General features: G+C 59.8%; 21 protein-coding genes. 6 read left to right on the top strand and 15 right to left on the bottom strand.

What is annotated here, in order from left to right:
* Positions 1 to 95 precede the first annotated feature (95 nt).
* From ACN1C3_RS05220 to ACN1C3_RS05255, 8 genes are all read right to left on the bottom strand, one after another.
* A complete protein-coding gene (locus tag ACN1C3_RS05220; protein ID WP_419114729.1) occupies positions 96 to 1,307 on the bottom strand; it encodes a M24 family metallopeptidase in 1,212 nt (403 codons plus the stop codon).
* Between the two features lie 221 nt (positions 1,308 to 1,528).
* A complete protein-coding gene (locus ACN1C3_RS05225; protein WP_419114730.1) occupies positions 1,529 to 2,500 on the bottom strand; it encodes a GlxA family transcriptional regulator in 972 nt (323 codons plus the stop codon).
* Positions 2,501 to 2,526: 26 nt separating this feature from the next.
* Positions 2,527 to 2,730, bottom strand: coding sequence for a serine dehydratase beta chain (locus ACN1C3_RS05230; protein WP_419114731.1), 204 nt, complete (start codon positions 2,728 to 2,730; stop codon positions 2,527 to 2,529).
* Between the two features lie 286 nt (positions 2,731 to 3,016).
* A complete protein-coding gene (locus tag ACN1C3_RS05235; RefSeq protein ID WP_419114911.1) occupies positions 3,017 to 4,081 on the bottom strand; it encodes a 2,3-butanediol dehydrogenase in 1,065 nt (354 codons plus the stop codon).
* A 101-nt stretch (positions 4,082 to 4,182) separates the two neighbouring features.
* Positions 4,183 to 5,295, bottom strand: coding sequence for an acetoin dehydrogenase dihydrolipoyllysine-residue acetyltransferase subunit (locus ACN1C3_RS05240; RefSeq protein WP_419114732.1), 1,113 nt, complete (start codon positions 5,293 to 5,295; stop codon positions 4,183 to 4,185).
* Entirely contained in the window at positions 5,292 to 6,311 is a 1,020-nt protein-coding gene (locus ACN1C3_RS05245; protein ID WP_419114733.1) for an alpha-ketoacid dehydrogenase subunit beta, read from the bottom strand. Before ACN1C3_RS05245 ends, ACN1C3_RS05240 begins: the two co-directional genes overlap by 4 nt.
* Positions 6,312 to 6,344: 33 nt before the next feature.
* Positions 6,345 to 7,322 (bottom strand): thiamine pyrophosphate-dependent dehydrogenase E1 component subunit alpha, encoded by a 978-nt coding sequence (locus ACN1C3_RS05250; RefSeq protein WP_419114734.1) that lies wholly within the window; start codon positions 7,320 to 7,322, stop codon positions 6,345 to 6,347.
* A 2-nt stretch (positions 7,323 to 7,324) separates the two neighbouring features.
* Complete coding sequence (locus ACN1C3_RS05255; protein ID WP_419114735.1) at positions 7,325 to 8,401, bottom strand: ATP-NAD kinase family protein; 1,077 nt, start codon at positions 8,399 to 8,401, stop codon at positions 7,325 to 7,327.
* Between the two features lie 333 nt (positions 8,402 to 8,734).
* On the opposite strand from ACN1C3_RS05255, the gene ACN1C3_RS05260 reads away from it, so the two are divergent.
* Complete coding sequence (locus ACN1C3_RS05260) at positions 8,735 to 10,627, top strand: sigma-54-dependent Fis family transcriptional regulator (protein WP_419114736.1); 1,893 nt, start codon at positions 8,735 to 8,737, stop codon at positions 10,625 to 10,627.
* A 167-nt stretch (positions 10,628 to 10,794) separates the two neighbouring features.
* On the opposite strand, the gene ACN1C3_RS05265 is transcribed toward ACN1C3_RS05260, so the two are convergent.
* Complete coding sequence (locus tag ACN1C3_RS05265) at positions 10,795 to 11,808, bottom strand: AraC family transcriptional regulator (protein WP_419114737.1); 1,014 nt, start codon at positions 11,806 to 11,808, stop codon at positions 10,795 to 10,797.
* A gap of 228 nt (positions 11,809 to 12,036) precedes the next feature.
* On the opposite strand from ACN1C3_RS05265, the gene ACN1C3_RS05270 reads away from it, so the two are divergent.
* From ACN1C3_RS05270 to ACN1C3_RS05280, 3 genes are read left to right on the top strand one after another with little or no spacing between them, the layout of a single operon-like run.
* Positions 12,037 to 13,221: an acetyl-CoA C-acyltransferase family protein gene (locus ACN1C3_RS05270; protein WP_419114738.1), complete on the top strand. Its 1,185-nt coding sequence runs from the start codon at positions 12,037 to 12,039 to the stop codon at positions 13,219 to 13,221.
* A 17-nt stretch (positions 13,222 to 13,238) separates the two neighbouring features.
* On the top strand, positions 13,239 to 14,090 hold the full coding sequence (locus ACN1C3_RS05275; RefSeq protein ID WP_419114739.1) for a 3-hydroxybutyryl-CoA dehydrogenase: 852 nt from the start codon (positions 13,239 to 13,241) through the stop codon (positions 14,088 to 14,090).
* Complete coding sequence (locus ACN1C3_RS05280; RefSeq protein ID WP_419114740.1) at positions 14,077 to 14,697, top strand: TetR/AcrR family transcriptional regulator; 621 nt, start codon at positions 14,077 to 14,079, stop codon at positions 14,695 to 14,697. Before ACN1C3_RS05275 ends, ACN1C3_RS05280 begins: the two co-directional genes overlap by 14 nt.
* Positions 14,698 to 14,853: 156 nt before the next feature.
* On the opposite strand, the gene ACN1C3_RS05285 is transcribed toward ACN1C3_RS05280, so the two are convergent.
* Together ACN1C3_RS05285 and ACN1C3_RS05290 are read right to left on the bottom strand one after the other, a co-directional pair.
* Positions 14,854 to 15,666 (bottom strand): class I SAM-dependent methyltransferase, encoded by an 813-nt coding sequence (locus ACN1C3_RS05285; protein WP_419114741.1) that lies wholly within the window; start codon positions 15,664 to 15,666, stop codon positions 14,854 to 14,856.
* Positions 15,667 to 15,716: 50 nt separating this feature from the next.
* Positions 15,717 to 15,989, bottom strand: coding sequence for a DUF4242 domain-containing protein (locus ACN1C3_RS05290; RefSeq protein ID WP_419114742.1), 273 nt, complete (start codon positions 15,987 to 15,989; stop codon positions 15,717 to 15,719).
* A gap of 181 nt (positions 15,990 to 16,170) precedes the next feature.
* On the opposite strand from ACN1C3_RS05290, the gene ACN1C3_RS05295 reads away from it, so the two are divergent.
* A complete protein-coding gene (locus tag ACN1C3_RS05295; RefSeq protein WP_419114743.1) occupies positions 16,171 to 17,160 on the top strand; it encodes an AraC family transcriptional regulator in 990 nt (329 codons plus the stop codon).
* Between the two features lie 28 nt (positions 17,161 to 17,188).
* Positions 17,189 to 17,554 (top strand): VOC family protein, encoded by a 366-nt coding sequence (locus ACN1C3_RS05300; RefSeq protein WP_419114744.1) that lies wholly within the window; start codon positions 17,189 to 17,191, stop codon positions 17,552 to 17,554.
* A gap of 82 nt (positions 17,555 to 17,636) precedes the next feature.
* Here ACN1C3_RS05300 and ACN1C3_RS05305 read toward each other — a convergent pair whose 3' ends face one another.
* From ACN1C3_RS05305 to ACN1C3_RS05320, 4 genes are all read right to left on the bottom strand, one after another.
* Complete coding sequence (locus tag ACN1C3_RS05305) at positions 17,637 to 19,862, bottom strand: lipase family protein (RefSeq protein ID WP_419114745.1); 2,226 nt, start codon at positions 19,860 to 19,862, stop codon at positions 17,637 to 17,639.
* Positions 19,859 to 20,653, bottom strand: coding sequence for a hypothetical protein (locus tag ACN1C3_RS05310; protein ID WP_419114746.1), 795 nt, complete (start codon positions 20,651 to 20,653; stop codon positions 19,859 to 19,861). Before ACN1C3_RS05310 ends, ACN1C3_RS05305 begins: the two co-directional genes overlap by 4 nt.
* A 40-nt stretch (positions 20,654 to 20,693) precedes the next feature.
* The gene (locus tag ACN1C3_RS05315; RefSeq protein WP_419114912.1) at positions 20,694 to 21,488 is read right to left on the bottom strand and encodes a hypothetical protein; all 795 of its coding nucleotides are present in this window, start codon (positions 21,486 to 21,488) and stop codon (positions 20,694 to 20,696) included.
* A gap of 632 nt (positions 21,489 to 22,120) precedes the next feature.
* Positions 22,121 to 23,227: an NAD(P)/FAD-dependent oxidoreductase gene (locus tag ACN1C3_RS05320; RefSeq protein ID WP_419114747.1), complete on the bottom strand. Its 1,107-nt coding sequence runs from the start codon at positions 23,225 to 23,227 to the stop codon at positions 22,121 to 22,123.
* Positions 23,228 to 23,633: the final 406 nt, after the last annotated feature.

A 23,633-nucleotide genomic window follows, 5' to 3' on the forward strand; every position in this document is an offset into this window, starting at 1 on the left:
TAACGGTTGAACTCAGTCGCCGAAACGGCTTTTTTCTACACCTTTGCCACTCACCAAAGAGAAACGCCGCACAGGTTCCTGTGCGGCGCAAAATCTTACTTTTTGATGATGTTGTGTTCCGGGCCATACGGGAATTTCGTGATGTTTTCTCCGCCCTCTTCGTTAACGATCAGTATGTCGTGTTCACGATAACCGCCGGCACCCGGCAGGCCTTCAGGCAGCATGATCATCGGCTCGATGGAAACGACCATCCCTGGCTCCAGTACGGTGTCGATGTCTTCGCGCAGTTCCAGTCCGGCTTCACGGCCGTAATAATGGCTTAACGTGCCAAAGGAGTGACCATAACCAAAGGTGCGGTATTGCAGCAGATCGTGCTCGAGGAAGATTTCGTTCAGTTGCAAGGCGATATCGCAGCAGCGCATGCCCGGCTTGATCAGCTTCAGACCGGCCTCATGCACCTTGACGTTGACTTCCCACAAGCGCAGATGCTCGTCGGAACAATGGTCGAGGAACAGCGTACGTTCCAGCGCGGTGTAGTAACCGGCAATCATCGGGAAGCAATTGAGGCTGAGGATGTCGCCCTTGTTGACCTTGCGTGAGGTCACCGGGTTATGCGCACCGTCAGTGTTGATGCCGGACTGGAACCAGGTCCAGGTATCCATCAGTTCCGAGTCCGGGAAAGTGCGGGCAATTTCGCGCACCATTGCCTGGGTGGCGTGCAGAGCTACTTCATATTCCGGAACCTGATCACGTAAGGCTTCGACGATAGCCGCACCACCAATATCCGCCACCCGGGCGCCATGACGGATGATCGCGTGTTCTTCAGCGGACTTGATCATGCGCATGCGCATGCACGGTACGGCGATGTCTACCAGTTCTGCCTGCGGGTAGCGGCTGGCGAGTTTGTCGCGGTTGAGCAGATTCAGATGGTCGAACTCGATGCCGACACGTCCGGCCTTGGGCAAGGCTTGCTGGATCGCAACGAAGTAATTGTCGCGCTGCCAGTCGGTATAAACGATGTTTTCGGTGCCAACGGTGCGGCGCCAAGGCTGGCCGCCGTCAATGTTGGCGCTGATGGTCACGGCACTGTCCTGAGTAACCACCAGCGCGTATTGGCGGCCGAAAGAGCAATACAGGAAATCGCTGTAGTAGTTGATGTTGTGATAGGAGGTGAAGACTGCCGCGTCGATATTGTTCTGCGCCAGGTACGCCCGCAATTTGGCTTGGCGATTGGCATATTCCTGAGCTGAGAACGTCGGTGTAACTTTTTCGCCGTTCTTGATCTGGATGGTTTTCGGCATTTGCATGTCATTTATCCTTGTCAGTGATTGAGCGACAGAAGGCGCCACTCTGGCGGGCCGCTGAAGATCATTCGAACAGATGCAAGGTGGCGTTTTTTGCGCGAATCCGACCTGTAGTTGATCAGATCCGCTCTTTTCGAAGGTTGTTCTCGGGGGCCATCTGACAAAAACGACAATGCCCCCGACAAGCGCGATGAAAGCCGCTTGGCGGGGGCATTAGCGAAGAGTCAGGCGGTAAGAAAGCGAGGGTGTGGTGAGGGTGCCCGTTCGTCGCGCGGGTGCGCACCGAAATAGTGGCGATAGCAGCGGAAAAAATGTTGCAGCGAGATAAATCCGCACTGGCTAGCGACATCCGACATGGGGTGTTTGCCGGCCTGCAATAACTGACGCGCCTGTTGCAGGCGCAAGTCCAGATAGTGCCGCGACGGCGAACACCCCAGGTTGCGTTTGAACAACCGCTCCAGATGCCGGCGGGAGATGCCCATGGACTCGGCCAGTTCATCGATACCGAGCATGTTGGTCAGGTGGTCGTTCATCAATGCCAGCGCCGCTTGCAGCTTTGGATGGGCGTTGTGCATCGGCAACAGCGGTCTGGCCTGGCGGGCTGCGTGTTGTTTCATGCGCAATACCAGACCGCGGCCGTGGGTCTGGGCCAACAATTCGTGCATCAACCCTTGAACCGCCTGGGGACCGACGCAGGTCAGGCGTTGGCGATCGACGCAGAACGGCGCGGCCACTGGCGTCAAGTCATTGAAGCGACCTGGCTGTGCCAATGGATCGGGTTCCGGCAGGCTACAGCGGTAACCGTCCAGCGCGCCGATCTGCGCCAGCAGCCAACCGGCGTTACCCATTGCACCCAGCCCAATCGGCTGCACGGCCCAGCGACACAGCTGCTGGAGAAGGCTTTGATGATCGGCCCTGGCGCGCAGGTTTTCACCGCAACAGAGGATCAACACATCCAATGGTTGTGCCTGATCCAGTCGTGAGGTTGCGGTAGCAATGCCATTGCTGGCGTTCAGGTTCTGGCCTTCCAGGCTGAGAATCTGCCACTCACAGATGCTACGTCCGGCCATCTGGTTAGCCTGACGCAAAGGTTCCAGCGCATTGGCCAAAGCATACAAGTCGAAGGCTTCCGTCAACCAGAAGCCTATGCGCAGTAACGGCGTTTTTTGCCGACAAGGCTTAGTCAGTTGCAACATGTCCTGCTCCCCGTGTTGAAGGTGGCTCAGCATTCGATGGAGCTGACAGCCAGCCCGCCACGGGAGGTTTCCTTATATTTGTCATGCATGTCGGCGCCGGTATCGCGCATGGTGCGGATCACCCGATCAAGGGAGATGAAATGCGTGCCATCGCCACGCATCGGACCGACAGTATGGGAACTGGAGGGACCGACCCCAATCTTGAACAGGTCAAAAACACTGATAGCCATTACTGATCTCCGAGCGCAACTTTCAAGGTAGTGAGGTACTCACCGGATTGTCGGCGTAGGGGATCATCCAGACGTGTCAGATTTCGACTCCAAAGTGTTCGCCATTACCAATCGCGAGCTGGTTTCAGCGCAAGGCTGCACTTATGGAGGGTGCCATTTCTCATTGACTGCACTGGCAGACAACTCATCAGCAGCAGGTTCTGGTCGTAGTTCAAGCGGGGCCGAAAAAATCGAAAAAGTGCGATGCCCCGCAAAGGCCATCGCACGGCTCAACGCCTTAATCCGATCAGAGTGTGTTCGGCGAGACGATGATCTTCACGTTGTGCTCCTTGTTATTGACCAGCTCCTCGAACCCCTGACTGACGATCTGCTCCAGATGGATGCGCCCGGTCACCAGCGGGCTGATATCCAGCCGACCGTCAGCGATAAAAGCAATCACGTCAGCGAACTCGCCATTGTAGGCCAAGGCCCCCATGACCTGTTTCTCGGTGGCCACCAGCTCGAAGAAGTTGAATTCGCTGGGTTCTTCGAAGATGCCCACCAGCACACACTTGCCGGCCTTGCGGATCAGGTCGATGGCCAGTTTGGCGGTGTGTTTGTTGCCGATGCACTCAAAGCTGACGTCGGCGCCCAGGCCACCGGTCAGTCGGCGAACTTCGGCAAGGGCGTCACACTGCTTTGGATCGAGCACATGGCTGGCGCCAACTTCCAAGGCCTTGGCCTTGCGTGCGCTAGACATTTCCAGGGCGATGACTTGCGCGGCGCCCGCGGCTTTGGCGCACATGATGGTGCACAGGCCGATGGTCCCGGCACCGACCACCACCACGTTCTGCCCGAGCAGGCTGCCGGCTTTTTTCACCGCATGCATGCCCACCGCCAGGGGCTCGATCAGTGCTCCGGCTTCGGCAGGGAAATTGGCTGGCAATTTGTACAGCAGGTTGGCTGGAACATTGACCAGTTCAGCGAATGCACCGTTATTCATCAATCCGGTGAAGGCCAGGTTCTCGCAGATGTTGTACAGCCCGTGGGTGCAGTAATAACAGGTGCCGCAATGCTGACAGGCATCGGCGGCCACCTGCTCGCCCACCGTGAAGCCCTGCACGTCGGCACCGATCCCAACGATCTCGCCGCAAAACTCATGACCGAGAATGCATTGCCCCTTGATTCCGGTCAGCGGGTGCGGCGCGTCCACCGGGATAAACACGGGACCGGCGACGTACTCATGCAGGTCGGAACCGCAGATACCGCACCACAGCACGCGGATCTGCACCCAACCGGCCGGGGGTGCGATGGGCAGCGGCACGTCTTCCACGCGAATATCGTTGCGGCCATGCCAGACGGCCGCGCGCATGCTGCGGGTTGCGTTGATTGAAAGGCTCATGGATCTGTTCTCCTTGAAATCGCTCAGGCCCGACTGCACCTGGATCATCAGTGGCGCAGCCGGGTATGCCGTCAGTGCTGTTGCACAAAATCCAGGATCAACCGGTTGACCTGTTCCGCCGCTTCCATCTGCACCATGTGCGCCTGGCCCGAAAGCAGCTCGACCTGTGCCGACAAGCCCTCGGTGTGAGCGGCTGGGATGATCGCGTCATCACTGCCCCAGATCAGCAGCACCGGTTGCTGGCCGTCTTGCACCACCGCACGCAGGTCGACCTGTTGTTGCCCGCCCGCGAACAGCGTCGAGGCGAGTTTTCGCAACGCGCTGTCGACGCCTTCCAGCCGTTTGTACTTGAGCATGTCTTCGAGCATTTGGCGGTTCACCAGCTCAGGGTTCGAGAACAGTTGCACCAGTTGCGGCTTGAGTGCGTTGCGGTTGGCGGCGTCGACAAAGCCTTGCAGGTAATCGCCATTAATTTCCCGGCCGAGCCCGGCGCTGCCGATCAAGGTCAAAGAGCGCACGCGTTGTGGGGCCAGACGTGCGGTGTTCAAGCAGACCGCGCCGCCCATGGAATGCCCCACCAGATGCACCGCTTCGATATCCAGATGATCGAGCAACGCCAGTACCACCTCACTCAATTCATCGAGGTCACCGCGCTGTAGGTTTTTGCCCGACTCGCCGTGACCTGGAAGATCCAGTGCGATCACCCGCCGCCCAGCGGCCAGCGCTTCGTGGTTGAACATCCAGTTGTTCAGATCGCCGCCGAAACCATGCACCAACAGCAGCGGTGTGCCGCCTTCGCCGCGCTCGAAATAGCGGATGATGCGCCCGTCCAGTTCGATTTTTTGCGGCGCTGGCCCGCTGTCTTCATCGCTGGCATCTCCCGGGACGAAGCTGGCCTGGAACTGCTCGACCACCGCGTCGATCTCCTCCTCGCTGGCGTCGCCCTCGACGATGATGCCGAGCAAGGCACCCACCGACAGGGTTTCGTCCTGACGTGCAATGGTGCGTCGCAACACCCCGGAAAACGGCGCTTCGACACTGCTGGAAATCTTGTCGGTTTCCACATCGAGCACTTCATCGCCCTTGACGATGGTCTCGCCCTCCTCCTTGAGCCAGACGTCGACCCGGCCTTCGGTCATCGACAGCCCCCACTTGGGCATGGTCAGAACGTGAATCTGGCTCATGGGCGCTTCCTCCACTCGATGAGCTTGAGCACCGCGGCTTCGATCTTCGCTGCGTCGGGGATATACAGATCCTCAAGTGCATCGGAGAACGGCACCGGGGTGTGCGGCGCGGTGACCATTTCGATCGGTGCCTGCAAGGCCGAAAAGGCTTTCTGCGCCACCAGCGCGGAAATGTCGGTGGCCATGGAACAGCGCGGGTTGGCTTCATCGATCACTACCAGGCGACCGGTCTTTTCCACGCTTTCAAGGATGCTGTCCTCATCCAGCGGGCTGGTGGTGCGCAGGTCGATCACCTCGCAGTCAATGCCACGGCCCGCCAGGCTGCGTGCCGCGTCCATCGCCAGATTGACCGTGCGGCCGTAGGACACCAGGGTCACGTCCTTGCCTTCACGGAGGAAGTTGGCCTCGCCAAAAGGAATCGTATAGAGCTCTTCCGGGACCTCGCCTTGCATGCTGTAAAGCAACTTGTGCTCGCAGAAAATCACCGGATCGTTGTCGCGGATGGCCTGAATCAGCAGCCCTTTGGCATCGTAAGGCGACGATGGGCAGACCACTTTCAGACCGGGGATATGGGTCCAGAGTGAAGTGAGCATTTGCGAGTGCTGAGCGGCCGCCCGCAGGCCGGCACCGACCATGGTGCGGATCACCAGTGGCGTCGATGCCTTGCCGCCAAACATATAGCGGAATTTCGCGGCCTGATTGAGGATCTGGTCCAGGCAACAGCCGGCGAAGTCGACGAACATCAATTCACACACCGGGCGCACGCCACAGGTCGCGGCACCGACCGCTGCGCCGACATAACCCAACTCGGACAATGGCGTGTCCAGTACCCGTCCGGGAAACTGATGGTAAAGCCCTTTGGTAACCCCAAGCACACCGCCCCAGGCGTCGTTTTCACCGGGAGCACCGGCGCCGCCCGCCACGTCCTCACCCATGATGAACACCGTGGGGTCGCGGCGCATTTCCTGGGCCAGGGCTTCGTTGATTGCTTGTTGATAGCTGATTTTTCTCGCCATGATGAGGGTCTCGATTCTTGTTATAGGGGGCGTTCAGGGATAGGAGACGTAAACGTCGGTCAGCAGATCGGCAGCCGTTGGTTTGGGGTCGGATTTGGCTTTGCGCACCGCGTTTTCGATCAGTTGCTCGACCTCGACGTCGATCTGATCCAGTCGGCTGGCATTCACCAGACCGGCCCGCGTGGTGCGCTCGCGGAACTGCATCAGGCAATCGTTGTGCTCGCGAAAGTGCTTCACTTCGTCAGGGGCCCGATAGGTCTGGGCATCGCCCTCGAAGTGGCCGTAGTAGCGGGTCAACTTGACCTCGATCAGCGACGGACCTTCGCCGGCACGGGCGCGATCGACGGCCGCGCCGGCAGCTTCGTGAACGGCGAAGAAGTCGAAACCGTCTACCGTGACCCCAGGCATGCCAAATCCGGCAGCGCGATCGGCAATGTGATCGCAGGCCACTGACCAGTTGGACGCTGTGGCCTCGGCATAGCCGTTGTTCTCGGCAATGAACAGACACGGCAGGTTCCACACCGACGCCATGTTCATCGCCTCGAACACCGCGCCTTCGTTGGAGCCGCCGTCGCCGAAGAACACTACCGCCACGCTGTCGGTGCCCTTGAGTTTGGCCGCCAGTGCCGCGCCGACCACCAGCGGTGCTCCGGCACCGACGATACCGTTGGCGCCGAGCATGCCTTTCTCGAAATCGGCAATGTGCATGGAGCCACCCTTGCCTTGGCAGACGCCGGTTTTCTTGCCGTAGATCTCGGCCATCATCCCGTTCACATCGACACCTTTGGCGATGCAATGGCCATGGCCACGGTGATTGGAGGCGATGCAGTCGTCATCGCCAAGGTGGGCCATGACCCCGGCGGCAGAGGCTTCTTCGCCCGCATAGAGGTGGACGAAACCGGGAATCTCGCCGGTGGCGAATTCCACATGCAGGCGTTCTTCAAAGGCGCGGATAGTGCGCATCACCGTGTAGGCATGCAGCAATTGATCAACAGTCAGGTGTGTCGACATTTTTATTCTCCAGGGTTGTCTCGGGACGAAAGGTTCACGGGGTGTCGCGGGTGTTCACGGCCGATGGCCAGCAAGCGGTGTTGCGCCGCGTAAGCCAGTGCGGCGTTCACATCGATACTCAGCGGACCGCAGGCATCGAGGGTGACGGTGGGACGGTCATTGGCGTTGAACTCAATCTCGCGTTCGCCATCCAGGGCCAGAGTGCCGCTGGCCAGCGACAGGCAATGGGCGACGCCCGGCTCCAGGCTGCCGGCAGCGAGGACTCCGCAGCCTTGCAACAGCCCGGGAGCCAGCGGTACCAGCAGTGCTTCGGGGGATTGCGGATCCAGACGCATCCAGGCACCGCCCGGGGCCTGGCGGGACACTGGAAACCACAAGCCGCATAACGCCGAAAGCCCGATGGCCTGGGGCTCGGCGAAGGTCACGAAGACCTCCGCCAGATCCGCTGCACGACTGATCGCTCGCGCGCCGACAAACGGCAGCGAGGACACCGCAACGTCTACCAGCGCCCATTCGCACAAGCCGCGGGTCGGTTCGCGAACCAACAGGCGCTTGTTGCGCCGCAGGGCAATCTCAGGGGGAATTCGGCCGCTGGCGAACAGCCCACCGGCCAGACCGGCGCTGGTGGCTTCGCGCAATTCGGGAAAAGCGTTATTGGTCCCGGTGGACAGGGTCAGCAACGGGATATCGCCGATCTCCGCGGCCACGGCCTTATGGGTACCGTCACCGCCGAGCACGGCAATCAGCGAAACACCGCGCTCGGCCATGATTCGCGCAGCCTTGCGGGTGTCTTCGACGCTCTGGCGCAAGGTGATGTCGAGGAATTCCAGAGCCGGCCAGTGGCTGGCGCGAGCCTGTCGGCCCTGACTGTTTTTCAGCACCGCAGCGGCGATGCCGGTCATGTCGGTGGGCATCAGCACGTGCTCGACGCCAGTAGCGCCGAAGGCAGCGAGCAGACGCTGGATCACCGAGACTTTGTCGGTGCTGGAAAACAGCCCGGCATTGGCGGTCAACCTTCTCAGATCACGGCCTGATGCCGGATTGGCGATGATCCCCACCGTCAAGGGTGGACGGCTCATGGCACAACCTGGACAGTCGTGCGTTCAGGAACGGATCGGCAGTTGGACATAGGGCACCTCTGGTTATTTTTATCGTTACCAGAGCTAGAGCAAGGGCGATGCCAGATGCCTGAAAATCGCTGGTAACGCCCGAGCCAGAGGGGCTGAGACTGAATGCGAGAGCGCTCGGAACACTGCGCTTCTGAGACGCGACATGTCAGGTTGCCTGGGTTCAACGCGAGACGTTGAGACGTTGCGTCTCAACTCCGCCAGCCGGCGCGTTGGCGCTTGTCTGACGGGCATGAACGGCGCTTAATGGCCGCACAATTACAAAAGCTGGAACCGGAGGCCCTAATGCTTTCCGCACACTCTAAGGCCCATGTGGACTGTGTCAGCCGCGTGTTGAAGAACGCCGCGCACCTGCCGCAAATGCCGGTGCCGAGCCTGATTCTCGACTCCTGGCGCCGCTCCATGGAACAACACCATCTCGACCCCGGCTCGTTGCAGGGGCCGCGCATTCTTTCGCAGAACGTGCTCAATGAATGCCGCGAGCGTTCCGAACTGTTCCTGCGTATCGCCAGCGAAGAAGTCGCCCGCCTCCACGGCCGGGTGCGCGGCGCCGACTACTGCGTGCTGCTCACCGATGCCCAAGGGCAGACCATCGACTACCGGGTCGAAACGGCGATTCGCAATGACTGTCGCAAGGCCGGGTTGTACCTGGGCACCTGCTGGTCAGAGGGTGAAGAAGGCACCTGCGGGGTGGCCGCGGTGCTCACCGCCAAGGCCCCGATCACCGTCCATAAGCGCGATCATTTCCGCGCTGCGTTTATCGGTCTGACCTGCTCCGCCGCGCCGGTATTCGACCCGCAGGGCGAACTGCTCGGGGTGCTCGATGTGTCGGCCGTGCAGTCCCCCGACGACCGCCGTTCCCAGCATTTGATCCGGCAGATGGTGGTGCAGAGCGCCCGGGAAATCGAACAAGCGTTTTTCATGAACAGTGCCCGGGGCTATTGGGTTCTGCGCGCCCACGGGACTCCCGGTTATGTTGATAGTCACCCTGACTTCCTGTTTGCCTGGGATGACGATGGCCGCCTCCAGGCGCTGAACCCGGCAGCGCGGCACTTTTTGCTGCAGCACTACGGTCAGTTGCCCGAGCATATCGGCCAGGTGTTCGACCAACAGATGCTGCATCGGGCGGCGGATGAGTCCCTTTGCCTGCTACGCAGCCACGGTGGGCAGAATGAATTGCATGCCCGCTTGAGTGCCCCTAGCCGCCCGGCCAGGAGGACCTCGCGGGTTGAAATCGCCGCGACGGAACTCGACCCACGTATCGCCGAAAACCTGCGCCTGGCGGTGCGGGTCAAGGACCGCAACCTGCCGGTGCTGATCCAGGGCGAAACCGGTTCCGGAAAGGAAGTGTTCGCCCGCCAATTGCACCAGGCCAGCAGGCGACGTGATTGCCCTTTCGTCGCCGTGAACTGTGCAGCGATCCCGGAAAGCCTGATCGAAAGCGAACTGTTCGGCTATGTCGCCGGGGCTTTCACCGGTGCGTCAAGCAAGGGCATGCAAGGCCTGTTGCAACAGGCCGATACTGGCACGCTGTTCCTCGACGAAATCGGCGACATGCCGCTGGCGTTGCAGACGCGGCTGCTGCGGGTCCTGGCAGAAGGCGAAGTGGCGCCTCTGGGCGCGTCGCGCCGCAAGGCCGTGGATATTCAGGTGATCTGCGCGACCCACCGTGATCTTGAAGGCTTGGTGGCCCGTGGAGATTTCCGTGAAGACCTGTACTTTCGCCTCGGCGGAGCACGCTTCCAGTTACCGCCCCTGCGCGAACGCAGTGACCGGTTGGCGTTGGTCAATCGGATCCTCGGCGAAGAATCCGCGCTGTGCGGCGTGCAGTTGAAATTCGGTACGGCAGCGCTGGAATGCCTGCTCGGCTACCGCTGGCCGGGCAATGTCCGCCAACTGCGCCATGTCCTTCGCTACGCCTGCGCGGTGTGTGAGACGGACGTCATCCAGTTGAGCCATTTGCCGGAGCAGCTGCTGGGCTCAGGTCTCGAGGCACTGCCCTCAGCCGGTTGCGACGAAACCGGGGATTGCCCGGAACGCCAGGCACTGCTCGATGCGTTGGTGCGTCACCGCTGGAAACCGATTGCCGCCGCAAAAGCCTTGGGCATTTCCCGTGCGACGCTTTATCGACGGGTGCATCAGCACCGGATAGAGATGCCTGGGAGGAGCCCGGGTTGAATCAAGCGCGATTGTTTGAGCAATGAAGACTTCTGTTGAAACGGGTTTGTGGGAGCGGGCTTGCCCGCGAAGAACGATAACGCGCAATGTCTGAAAGACCGCGCTGTTGGCTTCGCGGGCAAGCCCGCTCCCACAGGTTTTCATTTGCCACAGGTTTTGTGTAGGCATCACGGCTTATCCTGAAACCTCGCCCTATACCGCCCCGGGCTTTCCCCCGTCCATTTCTTGAACGCCCGGTGAAACGCGCTGGGCTCTTGAAAGCCGATCTGCTCGGCAATGTCGGTGATGCTCGCTCGGCTCTGGCGTAGCTGTTCAAAGGCAACACCACGGCGCACTTCGTCCTTGATCTCCTGAAATGAACAGCCTTCACGCTCCAGTTTTCGGCGAAAGGTACTGGGGCTCAGATGCTGTTCTATCGCAAAGGCCTGCAAGGTCGGCCATTGGCTGTAATGGCAGTTGCGCAGACGCTGATGGACCTGCGACGCCAGGCCATGCTGGTTACGAAAACGAATCACCAGCCATTGCGGCGCACTGCGCAAGAACACTTTCAGCGACGCAAGGTCCTGAACCACCGGCAGACGCAGGTAGTGACTGGCGAACTCGATCTCGGTACGCTCAGCGCCAAAAGTCAGATTGGCGCCCCAGAGCAATGGATCGTCACTGAGGGACAACCGCTCATGGCGAAAATCCGCGCGGTCTATGGGGATTCGCCGCCCGCCCAGCCAGCACAGCAGACTGATCATCAACACCAGGAACGTTTCTTCGCCGTAACGACTGACGTCGCTGTTGTCCGATCGGGCCTGCAAACTGATGACCGCACGCTTGCCGCGCACATTCAAACTGCCGCGAAAATCGCGCAGGAACAGTGCGAAATTGGCCAGGCACTGACGCATGGCTTTTTCCAAATCAGGTTCCTGAATCAATGCCCGGCAGATCAACGCGAAACTGCCCGGCAGCATGCCGTGAGAGTCGAGCTGAAAGAACTCGTCGTTCAACTCGCGAATCTGAATTAACCATAACGCGGCAAAAGCACTGGCCGGCACCCGCGCCGTAGGCTGCTCCATCAGCGCCGGGTCGATTCCCGCCTGCTCAAGTACCGCCCGCAGGCGCAGCGGGTTCTCGCGCAGTGCATGGACCATTGCATGCACAAAGTAGACGGCAACCGAATCCTTTTCCCGCATGTGAACGTTTCTCTCTTGATCGCCTGAAATGGCAAAAAACACCAGTGTCCTTGAACAGTTATGGCATAGGCCGCCAGCCCTGCCGGCTCTAGACTCGTGTCCCATAACAGGTGCTACAGCGCAGCTGCTGTGGGAATCGTCTAAATCCGGACGGCGCCCATAGTACGCCAGTCGCTGACAGCCCACGATCTTCAACGTGCCAATTGAACACTGTTTCAGGGAGTCGACATGAGCCATTCCGATATTTTCGTTGTCAGCGCGGTGCGCTCCGCCATTGGCGGTTTCGGCGGATCGCTCAAAGACGTGACGCCTATCCAGTTGGCCACCGACGTTTGCCGCGCGGCCATTGAGCGTTCGGGCCTGGCGCCTGAACATATCGGCCATGCAGTAATGGGCCATGTGATCCCGACCGAAGCCCGCGACGCCTACATTTCCAGGGCGGTGGCGATGAATGCCGGCCTGTCGAAAGAGACGCCCGCCTTCAACGTCAATCGCCTGTGCGGTTCCGGTTTGCAGGCCATTGTCAGTGCCGCGCAAAGTTTGATGTTGGGCGATGCGGGGGCCGTGCTGGCCGGTGGCGTCGAGTCCATGAGCCGGGGCGCTTACCTGCTGCCGCAAGCGCGCTGGGGTGCACGCATGGGTGACGTGCAGGCTATCGATTACATGCTGGGGGTTTTGCAGGATCCCTTTGCCGGCTTCCACATGGGCATCACCGCGGAAAACATCGCCGAGCATTTCGGCATCAGTCGCCAGGCGCAGGATGAACTGGCCCTTCTCAGCCAGCAACGTGCGGCCCGAGCCATTGCCGAAGGGCGTTTTGTCCAGCAGATCGTGCCTATCGAAGTGGCTACGCGCAAAGGCACGGTGTCGTTCGCCACTGACGAGCATGTGCGAGCGGATGTCAGTTTCGAACAACTGAGTGCAATGAAACCTGCGTTCAAGAAGGACGGCAGCGTCACCGCTGGCAACGCTTCCGGGCTCAATGACGGTGCCGGTGCATTGATCATGGCCACCGGTCAGGTCGTTCGCGAGCAAGGCCTCAAGCCTATGGCCCGGCTGGTGGGTTACGCCCATGCCGGGGTTGAGCCGTCGATGATGGGGTTGGGACCGATTCCCGCCACCCGACTAGTGCTCAAGCGTGCCGGTCTGACTGTCGCCGACCTTGATGTGATCGAATCGAACGAAGCGTTCGCGGCCCAAGCCTGTGCCGTGGCGCAAGAGCTGGGCTTCGATCCAGAGAAGGTCAACCCGAACGGCTCGGGCATCTCTCTGGGCCATCCGGTTGGCGCCACCGGCGCGATTATTGCTACCAAAGCTATTCACGAACTGCACCGCAGTCAGGGGCGTTATGCCCTAGCGACCATGTGCATTGGCGGCGGTCAAGGCATCGCTGTGCTGTTCGAACGCGTTTGAATAGGGAAGGCCTGAACATGAATCTGCACACTATCGGCGTGATTGGCGCTGGCACCATGGGCAACGGCATTGCGCAAATCTGCGCCCTCGCCGGCTTCAACGTGACGCTGCTGGATATCTCCGAGACTGCGCTGCAACACGCCATGGCGACCGTGAGCAAGAATCTGGATCGGCAAATCGCCAAACAGGTCCTTACCGAGGAGCAAAAGCTGACGGCGCTGGACAACATCCAGACCAGCACGCAGTACGCAACGCTGCAAGGCGCTCACCTGGTGATCGAGGCGGCGACCGAAAACCTCGACCTGAAACTGCGCGTCCTGCAACAGATCGCGGCCCAGGTCAGTGCCGACTGTGTGATCGCCTCGAACACCTCTTCGCTGTCCATCACTCAGCTTGCCGCCAGCGTGAGTCAGCCTGAACGGTTTATCGGCCTGCACTTCTTCAATCCGGTGCCGATGATGGGGTTGATCGAAGTCATTCGCGGCCTGCAGACCAACGACGCCACTCATGCCCTGGCGCTGGAACTGGCGCAAAAACTGGGCAAAACCGCCATCACCGCCGGCAACCGCCCGGGCTTTGTGGTCAACCGGATTCTGGTGCCGATGATCAATGAAGCGATTCTGGTGTTTCAGGAAGGGCTGGCCAGCGCCGAAGACATCGATGCCGGGATGCGTCTTGGCTGTAATCAGCCGATAGGCCCGCTGGCGCTGGCCGACCTGATCGGACTGGACACCTTGCTGGCGATTCTCGAAGCCTTCTACGACGGTTTCAACGACAGCAAATACCGCCCGGCACCGTTGCTCAAAGAGATGGTCGCCGCAGGTTATTTAGGTCGTAAAAGCGGGCGCGGCTTCCATGCCTATGCCTGAGCGGTGTTCACGCTTTGCGCAGAGTCGCGACAAGGCACTTGAGTTGTTCGCCAACAAGGGTTTCGGCCAGGTAGGGATGCGCGAGTTGGCGACCTACCTGGGGCTGGCGCCTGGCTCTCTTTACCATCATTACCCCAGCAAACAGCATTTGCTGCTCGACCTGATCGAAGAGTTCTATGAAGAGTTGCTGGCAACGCTGAGACGAATCGAGAAAAAAACCAGGCGCGGGCCCAGCACCTTGCAGGTGATCATCCGCGCGCACCTGAAACTGCACCGGGAATTGCCTCGGCACTTTCGCCTGGTCGAACGCGACAGTTGCTGTCTGAACGAAGATCAACAGCAGCGGGTCAAGGATTTGCGCGAGCAATACGAACGCCAACTGCTGGCGATGCTTGGCCATCACCCGCAGTTGACCGAACAGGGACTGCTGGCCACGGGGCATGCCATTGCCAACTTGCTCAACAGCGCTCCGTCCTGGCTGGCACAACACAGCCTCAATGATCGAGAGCGCGAAGGGCTGATAGAAAACCTGGTGACGGGCGCGATAGAGCGCCTGCTTGGCCCCGGCTCTGCGCAAGCGCCTTGTCTTCAGGTTGCGGTGGCTTGAGCACTAAGATACTTGAGCGATGAAAATCCTGTGGGAGCGTGGCTTGCCCGCGAAGCGAACACCCCGGTCTTTCAGGCATTGCGCGTCATCGTTCTTCGCGGGCAAGCCACGCTCCCACAGGTTCTGCGCCTTAACTGACTGACAATTACCCTCGGTTCAACGCCGCGTAATAACCACCTCCAGGTACTCACTCGGTACCACCAGCGACGTTTCGCCGGCCCGATTCATGCGGTGCAACAGCTCCGTCAGGTCACTTTCCAGCGCCAGGGCATCTTCGGCGGGAAGCACGGTAAAGGCCTTGTGGATCGGTCCGTACCAGTTGCGAAACGTATCGATGAAATGGGCGGCCGAGCGGTAGCGGAAATTGAACAACCGCCGCGTCACGTCGATTGACGCAGCGCGTTCATCGAACAGCGACTGCAGATGCGCCTCGGAACCCCACAACGACGGCGGTAGCGCTCCGGCGGGCGGAGGCATATGGCGTCCCAGGGTCTTGAACATCTGGCCGACGAAACCTTCCGGGGTCCAGTTGGCCAGACCGATTCGTCCCCCCGGACGACACACCCGTGCCAACTCGGCGGCCGCTTTTGGCTGGTCCGGCGTAAACATCACGCCGAAGGTCGACAGCACGACATCGAAACTTGCATCCTCAAAGGGCAATGCCTCGGCATCGGCCACTTGAAAGGTCACCTCCAGGTGCTCTGCCCTGGCCCGATCCTCACCTCGTTCGAGCAGAGCGGCCACGTAATCGGTCGAGGTGACCTGGCAGCCTCGGCGCGCTGCGGCAAGCGTGGCATTGCCGTTGCCGGCCGCCACATCAAGCACGCGTTCATCGCAGCGCAGGTCGCAGGCCTCCGCCAGCAGTTCGCCGACGATCTGCAAGGTGGTGCCGATCACGGCATAGTCGCCGCTGGCCCACGAAGCCATCTGACGGTTTTTCAGGGCGTTTAAATCAATGGGTGTGCTCATGGGAGCTGACTCCGTATGGGCTGGAACACAGGCAGAGCATTCGAGGACGATTACTCCGCCGTTGTGGGATCAATGATGGCGGTGACTTGGGAAACGCTATTGGCAGGAAAACCGCCTTGTCTGGCGTGCTCCCTGACGAGCTCCTCGTTCGGCGCGATGTACACGCAGTAAATCTTGTCTCCCGTGACGTAACTCTGCACCCACTGCACATCCGGCCCCATCTCGCGCAGAACCTTGCAGGACTTTTGCGAGATCGCTTTCAAATCCCGTTCCGACAGTGTTCCGGCCCCAGGAATCTCGCGTTCAATGACGAACTTGGGCATGGCAACCTCTCTCTTGTTATTGATGACAGGGACGGCAGTGACCCTGTTTGATCACTATCGCGCTCGGGCACGCCGACGTCCTGCCCGATCGTCGGCCAGGACTGTCCGATCGTCCGGCGTTTTTCCGCAACACGGCGACACGCTCACAATCAGAGACCCCCGCAAATACGGGAAAACAACAATGGACGCCCTGTCACAGACGCTGCGCGTTGTACGCCTGGTAGGCGCAATCTTTATCAACGCCAGGTTCACCGCGCCCTGGTGCTACCAGTCACCCAGCGCCGACTCGGCGGCGCCGCTGCTGGAACCCGGCGCCGAGCGCGTGGTGATCTTCCACTTGATCACCGAAGGCGAGTGTTACGTCGAACTTGGCAACGATCCTCCGCTGCGCCTGGCCGCCGGTGACGTCGTGGTTTTCCCCCAGGGTGACGCCCATCGCATGAGCTCTGAACCGGGGCTTGCGCCCGCAGAAGGTGCACGCCTGGATGTGGTGCTGTCGCGCCGCCCACGGCAGTTGAGCTATGGCGGTGGCGGCGCGACAACCCGCTTGGTGTGCGGTTATCTGGCGTGCGATACGCGCCTGGCGGGAATGCTGCTGGCAGGGTTGCCGGCACTGGTCAGGGTCAACGTGCGTGGATCGAATGCCGGTATCTGGCTGGAGTCCTCGGTCCGTTACGCGCTGGCCGAAGCCCGATCGCCCCGGCCCGGCGGCGAAGGGGTGCTGGCAAAATTGGCCGAGGTGCTGTTTATCGAGGTGTTGCGCCTGTACATGAATGAACAGAGCGAGGGTCGTACAGGCTGGCTCGCGGGAGTGGGCGACCGGATTGTCGGTGCCGCGCTGAACGCCCTGCACAAGAACCCCGGCCATGCCTGGACCCTGGATGAACTGGCGCGCACCGCAGGCACCTCAAGGTCGGTGCTCGCTGAACGCTTTCAGCAATTGGTGGGGAGTTCACCGATGCAGTACCTGACGCAATGGCGCATGTTGCTGGCCGCCAATCTGTTGTGTCGCAGCAATGCCTCGTTGGCGCGCATCGCCGAAGAGGTGGGTTACCAGACCGATACGGCGTTCAGCCGGGCATTTCGTCGCGAGTTCGGCTCACCGCCAGCGGCCTGGCGACGGAGCCAGTCGGCGGCGGCTCGTGAGAACAGCCAATGTCGCCTAACCTGAATGTCAGTGGTGCAAGGAGGATCGCAACGTGAACGTGCAGCTGAACCACACCATCGTCTGGTGCCGCGACAAGCAGACGTCAGCGACCTTTCTCGTGGACATCCTGGGCCTGCCCAGCCCTACTCCGTTCGGTCCAATGCTAATTGTCCAGCTCGATAACGGTGTCTCGCTCGATTACTACGACAACGACGAGTTTTCTTCCCAGCACTACGCCTTCCTGATCGGCGAGGACGACTTTGACCCGATTTTTGCCCGCCTACAGAGCCGGGGACTCCCCTACTGGGCCGACCCTTGCAAGCTGCGTCCGGACGAAATCAATCGGCTCGACGGTGGCCGAAGAGTGTATTTCGATGATCCGGACGGGCATCTGCTGGAGATCTTTACTCGGGTTTAGTATTGCGATGACTTTCAAGGTTTGATCATCCGCGATTGGCCCACAAGCAGCGTGAAAACCGCGCTGCTCGTGGCCATAGGCTTCAGGTGAACGAATCAATATCCAGGTGGTAGGGCGCGCCGATCACGTGCCCTCTCACGATGCGAATGACTTCCGGTGGCGTCATCGCCAGTTGCTCGGGCGCAGTGTTGAGGGTATGCGCCTTCCAGCGCGGTAGGGACTCTGCCAACACCTCGGGTTGGGTTGCGAACTGGCCGTAAACATCCACCTCGCTGGCACTTTTATAACGCAACTTCGCCAGGCGCGTTCGCGTCCCTTCCAGCTTGTCGATTTCAACGCTGAGGGCTGTGAACGCTTTCTCGTGGAGACGCCTATACGCATCGGATCGGGCTTCTCTGGAGAACGTGAGCAACTGCCTGCTCATGCTCTGCAAGGCGTTATTCACCCAGTCAAACTCTCGCGGCGTCACCAGACTGCGTTGCAGCTCTTGCGACTCCTGCCAACGGCGCAGCGTGGCCCAGCTATTGGGAACGTAGCCCCCGACCATCAAGTGATTGAGTATGTAAAAGGCGGGCTCAAAGGCTCGACGAGTCGGCAGCCCGTTCACGTGCTGGAGCACTTCGTGACAGGCGTGATGGGCAATACTGTCGCAACCCGGCTCCCAGAGGATCGAAGACTGGCGGCCATCCTCAAATCTCACCGGCATAAAGTGATGCAAGGTGCCGTGGTGCGCGTACGGTGCACCACTGAGGTTGCTCACCCCCGCGAGGAACATCGCCACACCCAGGGGCGTGTTCACAAAGCTGACGACGAGGCCGGTGACAAACACTGTCGGCTTGGTGTCCATGCCGGTCCCCGGGACGCTCGGTATCGGGTCGTTATGGTTGACCATGCGGTGATGCTTTAGCGTAGCGGCGCCTTTTACAAAGGTTTCGTCAGCCGCTCGTGGGGCGCCGTAGGTGTAGAGCAGAATGTCCGCAGCATATTTTTTATTACGGCGCAGCATTTCAGCCAGCAGTAACGCTACGGCCCCGCCGAGGCTATGCCCGGTAATGACCAGTTTTTGCCCGCTATAAAACTTATCCAGGTACGTTACTGCGAAGTCTCGAACAGCTTGTGCAGCCTCATAAAAGCCGCGATGCGCTTGTCCAACTCCGTCGCCTTCCTCAACAGGTACCTGGTTCGCATCAATATCACGGAGCAGGTCCCACGGCATCTCATTCGTGCCGCGTACAGCAATCAAAATCAGTTCGTCGCTGTGAGTAATGAAGGCCTGAGTGTTGGTATTTTCTTTCCCCGACTTTGTGTCGTCGAAGAAGTGGAGCTTGCTGGGACTTTCCTGTGCTTCGCGTAATTCGGGGTTGTTCACTTCGGGGTACAGCTCGGGATCAAACGGCACGATTTCCAAACGCCTGGAGTACGGCACCTCTTCGTACAGCGGGTAATACGGCTTCTCCGGTTTTTGCCCGGCGTCGACTCGCCAGAGTTCATCGGCCTTGGGCAAGGCATGCCCAAACCAGTTACCGCTGCTGGGTTGCAACGGAAATTTTACCCGGTCGGTCTCTACCGGTTGGCTATCAGGAACCTGACCAAACGGCGTGTAACTCAGGGTGGCCATCAGTGCCAGTTGGTACAGGTTGAGCGCGCAGAATTCGTTATGGGTCGAAAGCATCGGACGTAAGGCGCGAAGCGGACGCACTTCCAGCACATGGTGTGTATTCGGCAACAGGCCAATGCCAAACAGCCTGGGAGGCCTGGGACCACCCCCCAGCATTTCCATGGCCACGTCCGATTGCTGGCGCATCATCGACAGCACATGGGCCTTGAGCGGAAAACCACGCTCGGCCAGCGGCGGCAGGTGCGCCATATGCTTCACCAGCTCACTCACCTCAACCTGGTAGTAAGCGCCGGCACCGGCCTTGTCTTGAGCCGGGTTGGCCTGCGTGCGCAGGCCCGCTTTGTTGAAAAAGCGGGTTTTTTCGGCACGTACTTGCAGTTCAGTTATGGGCAGCGGGTAATGCTTTCTTTCTCTCAAGCGCACATATGTTTTGTCTTGCCCTTCGTAGGGCTTATTCAGCTTGAGTATCACCGGGCCACAGTAGTGGTTGGTCACCTTGCCGGAACCGGTGGCATCCAGTTTGCCGGTGTAAACAATGTCTTCGTAATCGGTGACCTCGTAGGTCAGCCCGGCATAGGGCTGACCGCTGCCAAACTCGTCCACCAATTGAAAGCTGGTTGAGTGGCCGCGCATGGGGCAGGCCAGGATCTTGCCCCCCATAAACGGCCTATGGTGTTCTGGCAGAGTCATGGGGTCACCTCCTTGTTCTCGGTGCAGCCGGGGTAAATCGTGCAGTGACGCCCATCGGGCATTCTGAAGGTGCTGAAATCGGTGTAATTGCCGAAGCAAAACGCATCCTGGTCTTCAAAATTGTCGCCCATGCAGCGTTTCCAGCCGTTGGGCACCTTGACCCAGGTATCGCCCATGTAGGGCTCTTCCTCATCGGCCAGCTTGATTTTCAGCCGCACGGTTTTGCCCGGGAGCTGATCGAGGGTGTACGCCGAAAACGGATGGCCTTTGGTGACGACGCCCTGCGCATCGGTGTTTTTGCAGTCGAGGATTTTGGCGATGTAGCGCTTAGGCCCTATCGTGCGAAACAGCCACTGGCACTGACCGGAGAACTCGCTTTCGCCGGCGGCGCTGAAGGTGCCTTTGTCCCGTGTATCTAACTCATTTCGCACTGCAATTTTTCCAAAATCACTCCCAAAGTCACTCGTGTCTTTGCCGTAGGTCGCGTTGACATCCAAGTCCACGCTATACAGCGTCAATGGGCAGCCACTCACTGTTCGGTGCAGCAATACTTCAGAGTTTTGTTTGTATTCCTTACGCCACTTACGATTAAAAACGACTTGGGTATTTTTCCCACCGGGTACGGTGCACGTTTCGCCTTTGGCGGGTACGTAAACGGCAGTGGCTTTGTAAACAAAGTTGGGTGGTAGATCCGCGGTGAAGGTAAAACTGTCTGATCTGCCGGTGGCCGAGCAGCCCACGGTCAGGACCAGACAGCTGCCGAGGATCAGGCGTTGAACGACTCGTTTCATACGGGGGCATCTCCCTGCCAAAACAGCGCTTCGTGGTGCGTCATGGGGTCACCTCCTTGTTCTCGGTGCAGCCGGGATAAATCGTGCAGTGACGCCCATCGGCCATTTTGAAGGTGCTGAAATCGGTGTAATTGCCGAAGCAAAACGCATCCTGGTCTTCAAAATTGTCACCCATGCAGTGTTTCCAGCCGTTGGGGACCTTGACCCAGGTATCGCCCATGTAGGGCTCTTCCTCATCGGCCAGCTTGATGTTCAGCCGCACGGTTTTGCCCGGTAGCTGATCGAGGGTGTACGCCGCAAACGGATGGCCTTTGGTGACAACGCCCTGTGCATCGGTGTTTTTGCAGTCGAGGATTTTCCTCAAGATTCGAGGTTTACCCGATGTACGGAACAGCCACTGGCATTGACCGGAGAACTCGCTTTCACCGGCGGCGTTGAAGGTGCCTTTGGAGGTTTCCAGCAACGTTTCGCGCACTGCCACGTTTGCTGAGTCACCGCCAAAATCGCCACGCTCTTTGCCGTAGGTTGCGTTGATATCCAGCGTTATGCGATGCAGCACCAGATCGCAGCCATTGCGGGTCCGGCGCAGGTTTATCTGCGCGTCGGGTTTATATTCGGTTCGCCACTCCCGATTGAACTGAGGGGATAAATTGTCCGCTGTCGGCACCGTGCAGGTTTGCCCTTCGGCAGGCACGTAGTACACCGTCGCGACATACGCAAAGCTCGGCGGCAAGTCAGCGGTGAAGGTAAAACTGTCCGTCTTGCCGGTGGCCGAACAGCCCACGGTCAGGGCCGTGCAACTGCCGAAGATCAGACTTTGAATGACTCGTTTCATACGGCTATGGCTGGAAATGCCGAGCGCTGTTTTCAACTTGGGGTGGTCGCCCAAGGTCGTCTGGCCACGCAGACGAGTGGAGTTCAGCAGGTGTGCATCCAGTTGGGCTTGTTCGTGAGTGCAGGAGGTGTTGTTCAGATCATTGAGCACAATCAGGTTGCCTGCCTTGACCGTGTCCTCCCGGCCCGGGTTGAGCGCGCTGAACTTACTCATTGCACCCGGCGGCATTGCCTCGAACAGGCTGCGGTAGAGCTCACCCACCGGCAGGCTGCGTGGTACTACATGGAACCCTGGGTCAGCGGAAGGAGCCCGCTCAGGGCGATAGCTCTCGCGAGGCGGTGGATTATCGAAGCCGTAAGCCCGTGAAGACGACGGCATGGTCTGGGTTGGTCGTGATGAGTTCGGGTTGGCAGGACGCGCGGTCAGGGGTATTGGGGTGCGCTCGCCACGGGGGGCGGTGGTGAACTTGTTGGTTTTCGGCTGGTCGGTCATGCGGCCGGTTCCTTTCGGCAGGGGCCGCGAAGCCTACCAAGCCATACGAGATAGCGCATCGACACAGGTCAAAAACCGAAAACTCCTACGTTGGTTTTGGGTTCCTTCGCTCACCCAACTCCGAACACTGGCGTCAGTCGCTACTTGGCAACGGCCAGTACCACCCGCTCGGCAAGCGCCAGGCAACTGGTCAGCCCGGGTGACTCGATACCGAACAGGTTAACCAGCCCCGGAACGCCATGATCATCCGGGCCGCTAATGACGAAGTCCGCGGCCGGCTCAGTCGGACCGGTGATTTTGGGGCGTATACCGCTGTAGGCCGGTTGCAAGCTTCCATCAGGCAATGCCGGCCAGTAGCGTCTCACCGCTTGGTAGAAGGCCTCCCCTCGCAGCGGATCGACCCGGTAGTCGGTCTTCTCGACCCATTCGACGTCCGGCCCGAAGCGCGCCTGGCCGCCCAGGTCCAGGGTCATATGAACGCCCAGGCCGGCGCTTTCCGGAGCCGGATAGACCAGATGCCGAAAAGGCGCGCGGCCACTGAGGGTGAAGTAACTGCCCTTACACAGGTAAGCCCTGGGCACGTGCCGGGCGTCCAGTCCGACGATCCGGCCGGCCACTTGCGGCGCCGTCAGCCCGGCGCAATTGATCAGCAGGCGACAGCCCAGTGTCATCGGCTGTGCACCGCCCAACTGCAGGCTGAACCCTTGTTCGGCGCAGTGCGCCGAATGCAGCGGCGTGTGCAGCGCAATCACCGTGCCCAAGGCTTCGGCGTCCGCCTGAAGGGCAAGCATCAGCGCATGGGAATCAACGATCCCGGTCGATGGCGACCACAACGCCGCCACGCAGGACACTGCCGGCTCCAGCTCTCGCGCCTGCGCGGCATCCAGCCATTGCAGGTCGTCGACACCATTGCGCCGTCCTCTGTCGAACAACGCCTGCAACGACTCACGCTGACTGTCGTCGGTGGCGACGATCAATTTGCCCAGACGCCGGTAATCGACCCCGCGCTCATCGCAAAAGGCATACAGACGCTGCTTGCCCTCCACGCACAGCCGGGCTTTAAGGCTACCGGTCGGGTAATAAATGCCGGCGTGGATCACTTCAGAATTACGGGAGCTGATGCCGACGCCAATACCCTCGCCCGCCTCGACCACGATCACTTCCCGCCCGGCCTTGGCGAGCGCTCGCGCGACCGCCAACCCAACCACACCGGCCCCGACCACCACACACTCGATATCGACGCTCACCTGTACCTCAACCCTGAATGTTTTTTCTGGACCTGTCCCATTTAAGCCAGCCCCCGCTTCCGATAGTCGTAGCGTTGCAGCATAACGAGGCGATCATCGCCATGAAAAAAAGGAACCTCACGAAATGCTTTCGATAGCACTGCACCCCGCACAGCGTTATGAACTCGAATGCATCGAGAACCTGATGGGTTCTTCACGGAATCCGCGTTTCACATCCAAGACACATTCCATCGCGCAGCTCTGCAAGATACGTTGCATTTTAGGGGTCACGCTAATGTTATGGCTAACGGGGAGTACGGCAACGCCTGTGCCGATGAAGACCGGAATAGTAGTAATGAACAGCTGTTGTAACTCACCCGCCTTGGCAAAGTAGGCTGCTGTTTTACCACCTCCCACCAACCAGGAT

Source organism: Pseudomonas sp. H11T01 (assembly GCF_048515765.1).
Taxonomy (GTDB): domain Bacteria; phylum Pseudomonadota; class Gammaproteobacteria; order Pseudomonadales; family Pseudomonadaceae; genus Aquipseudomonas.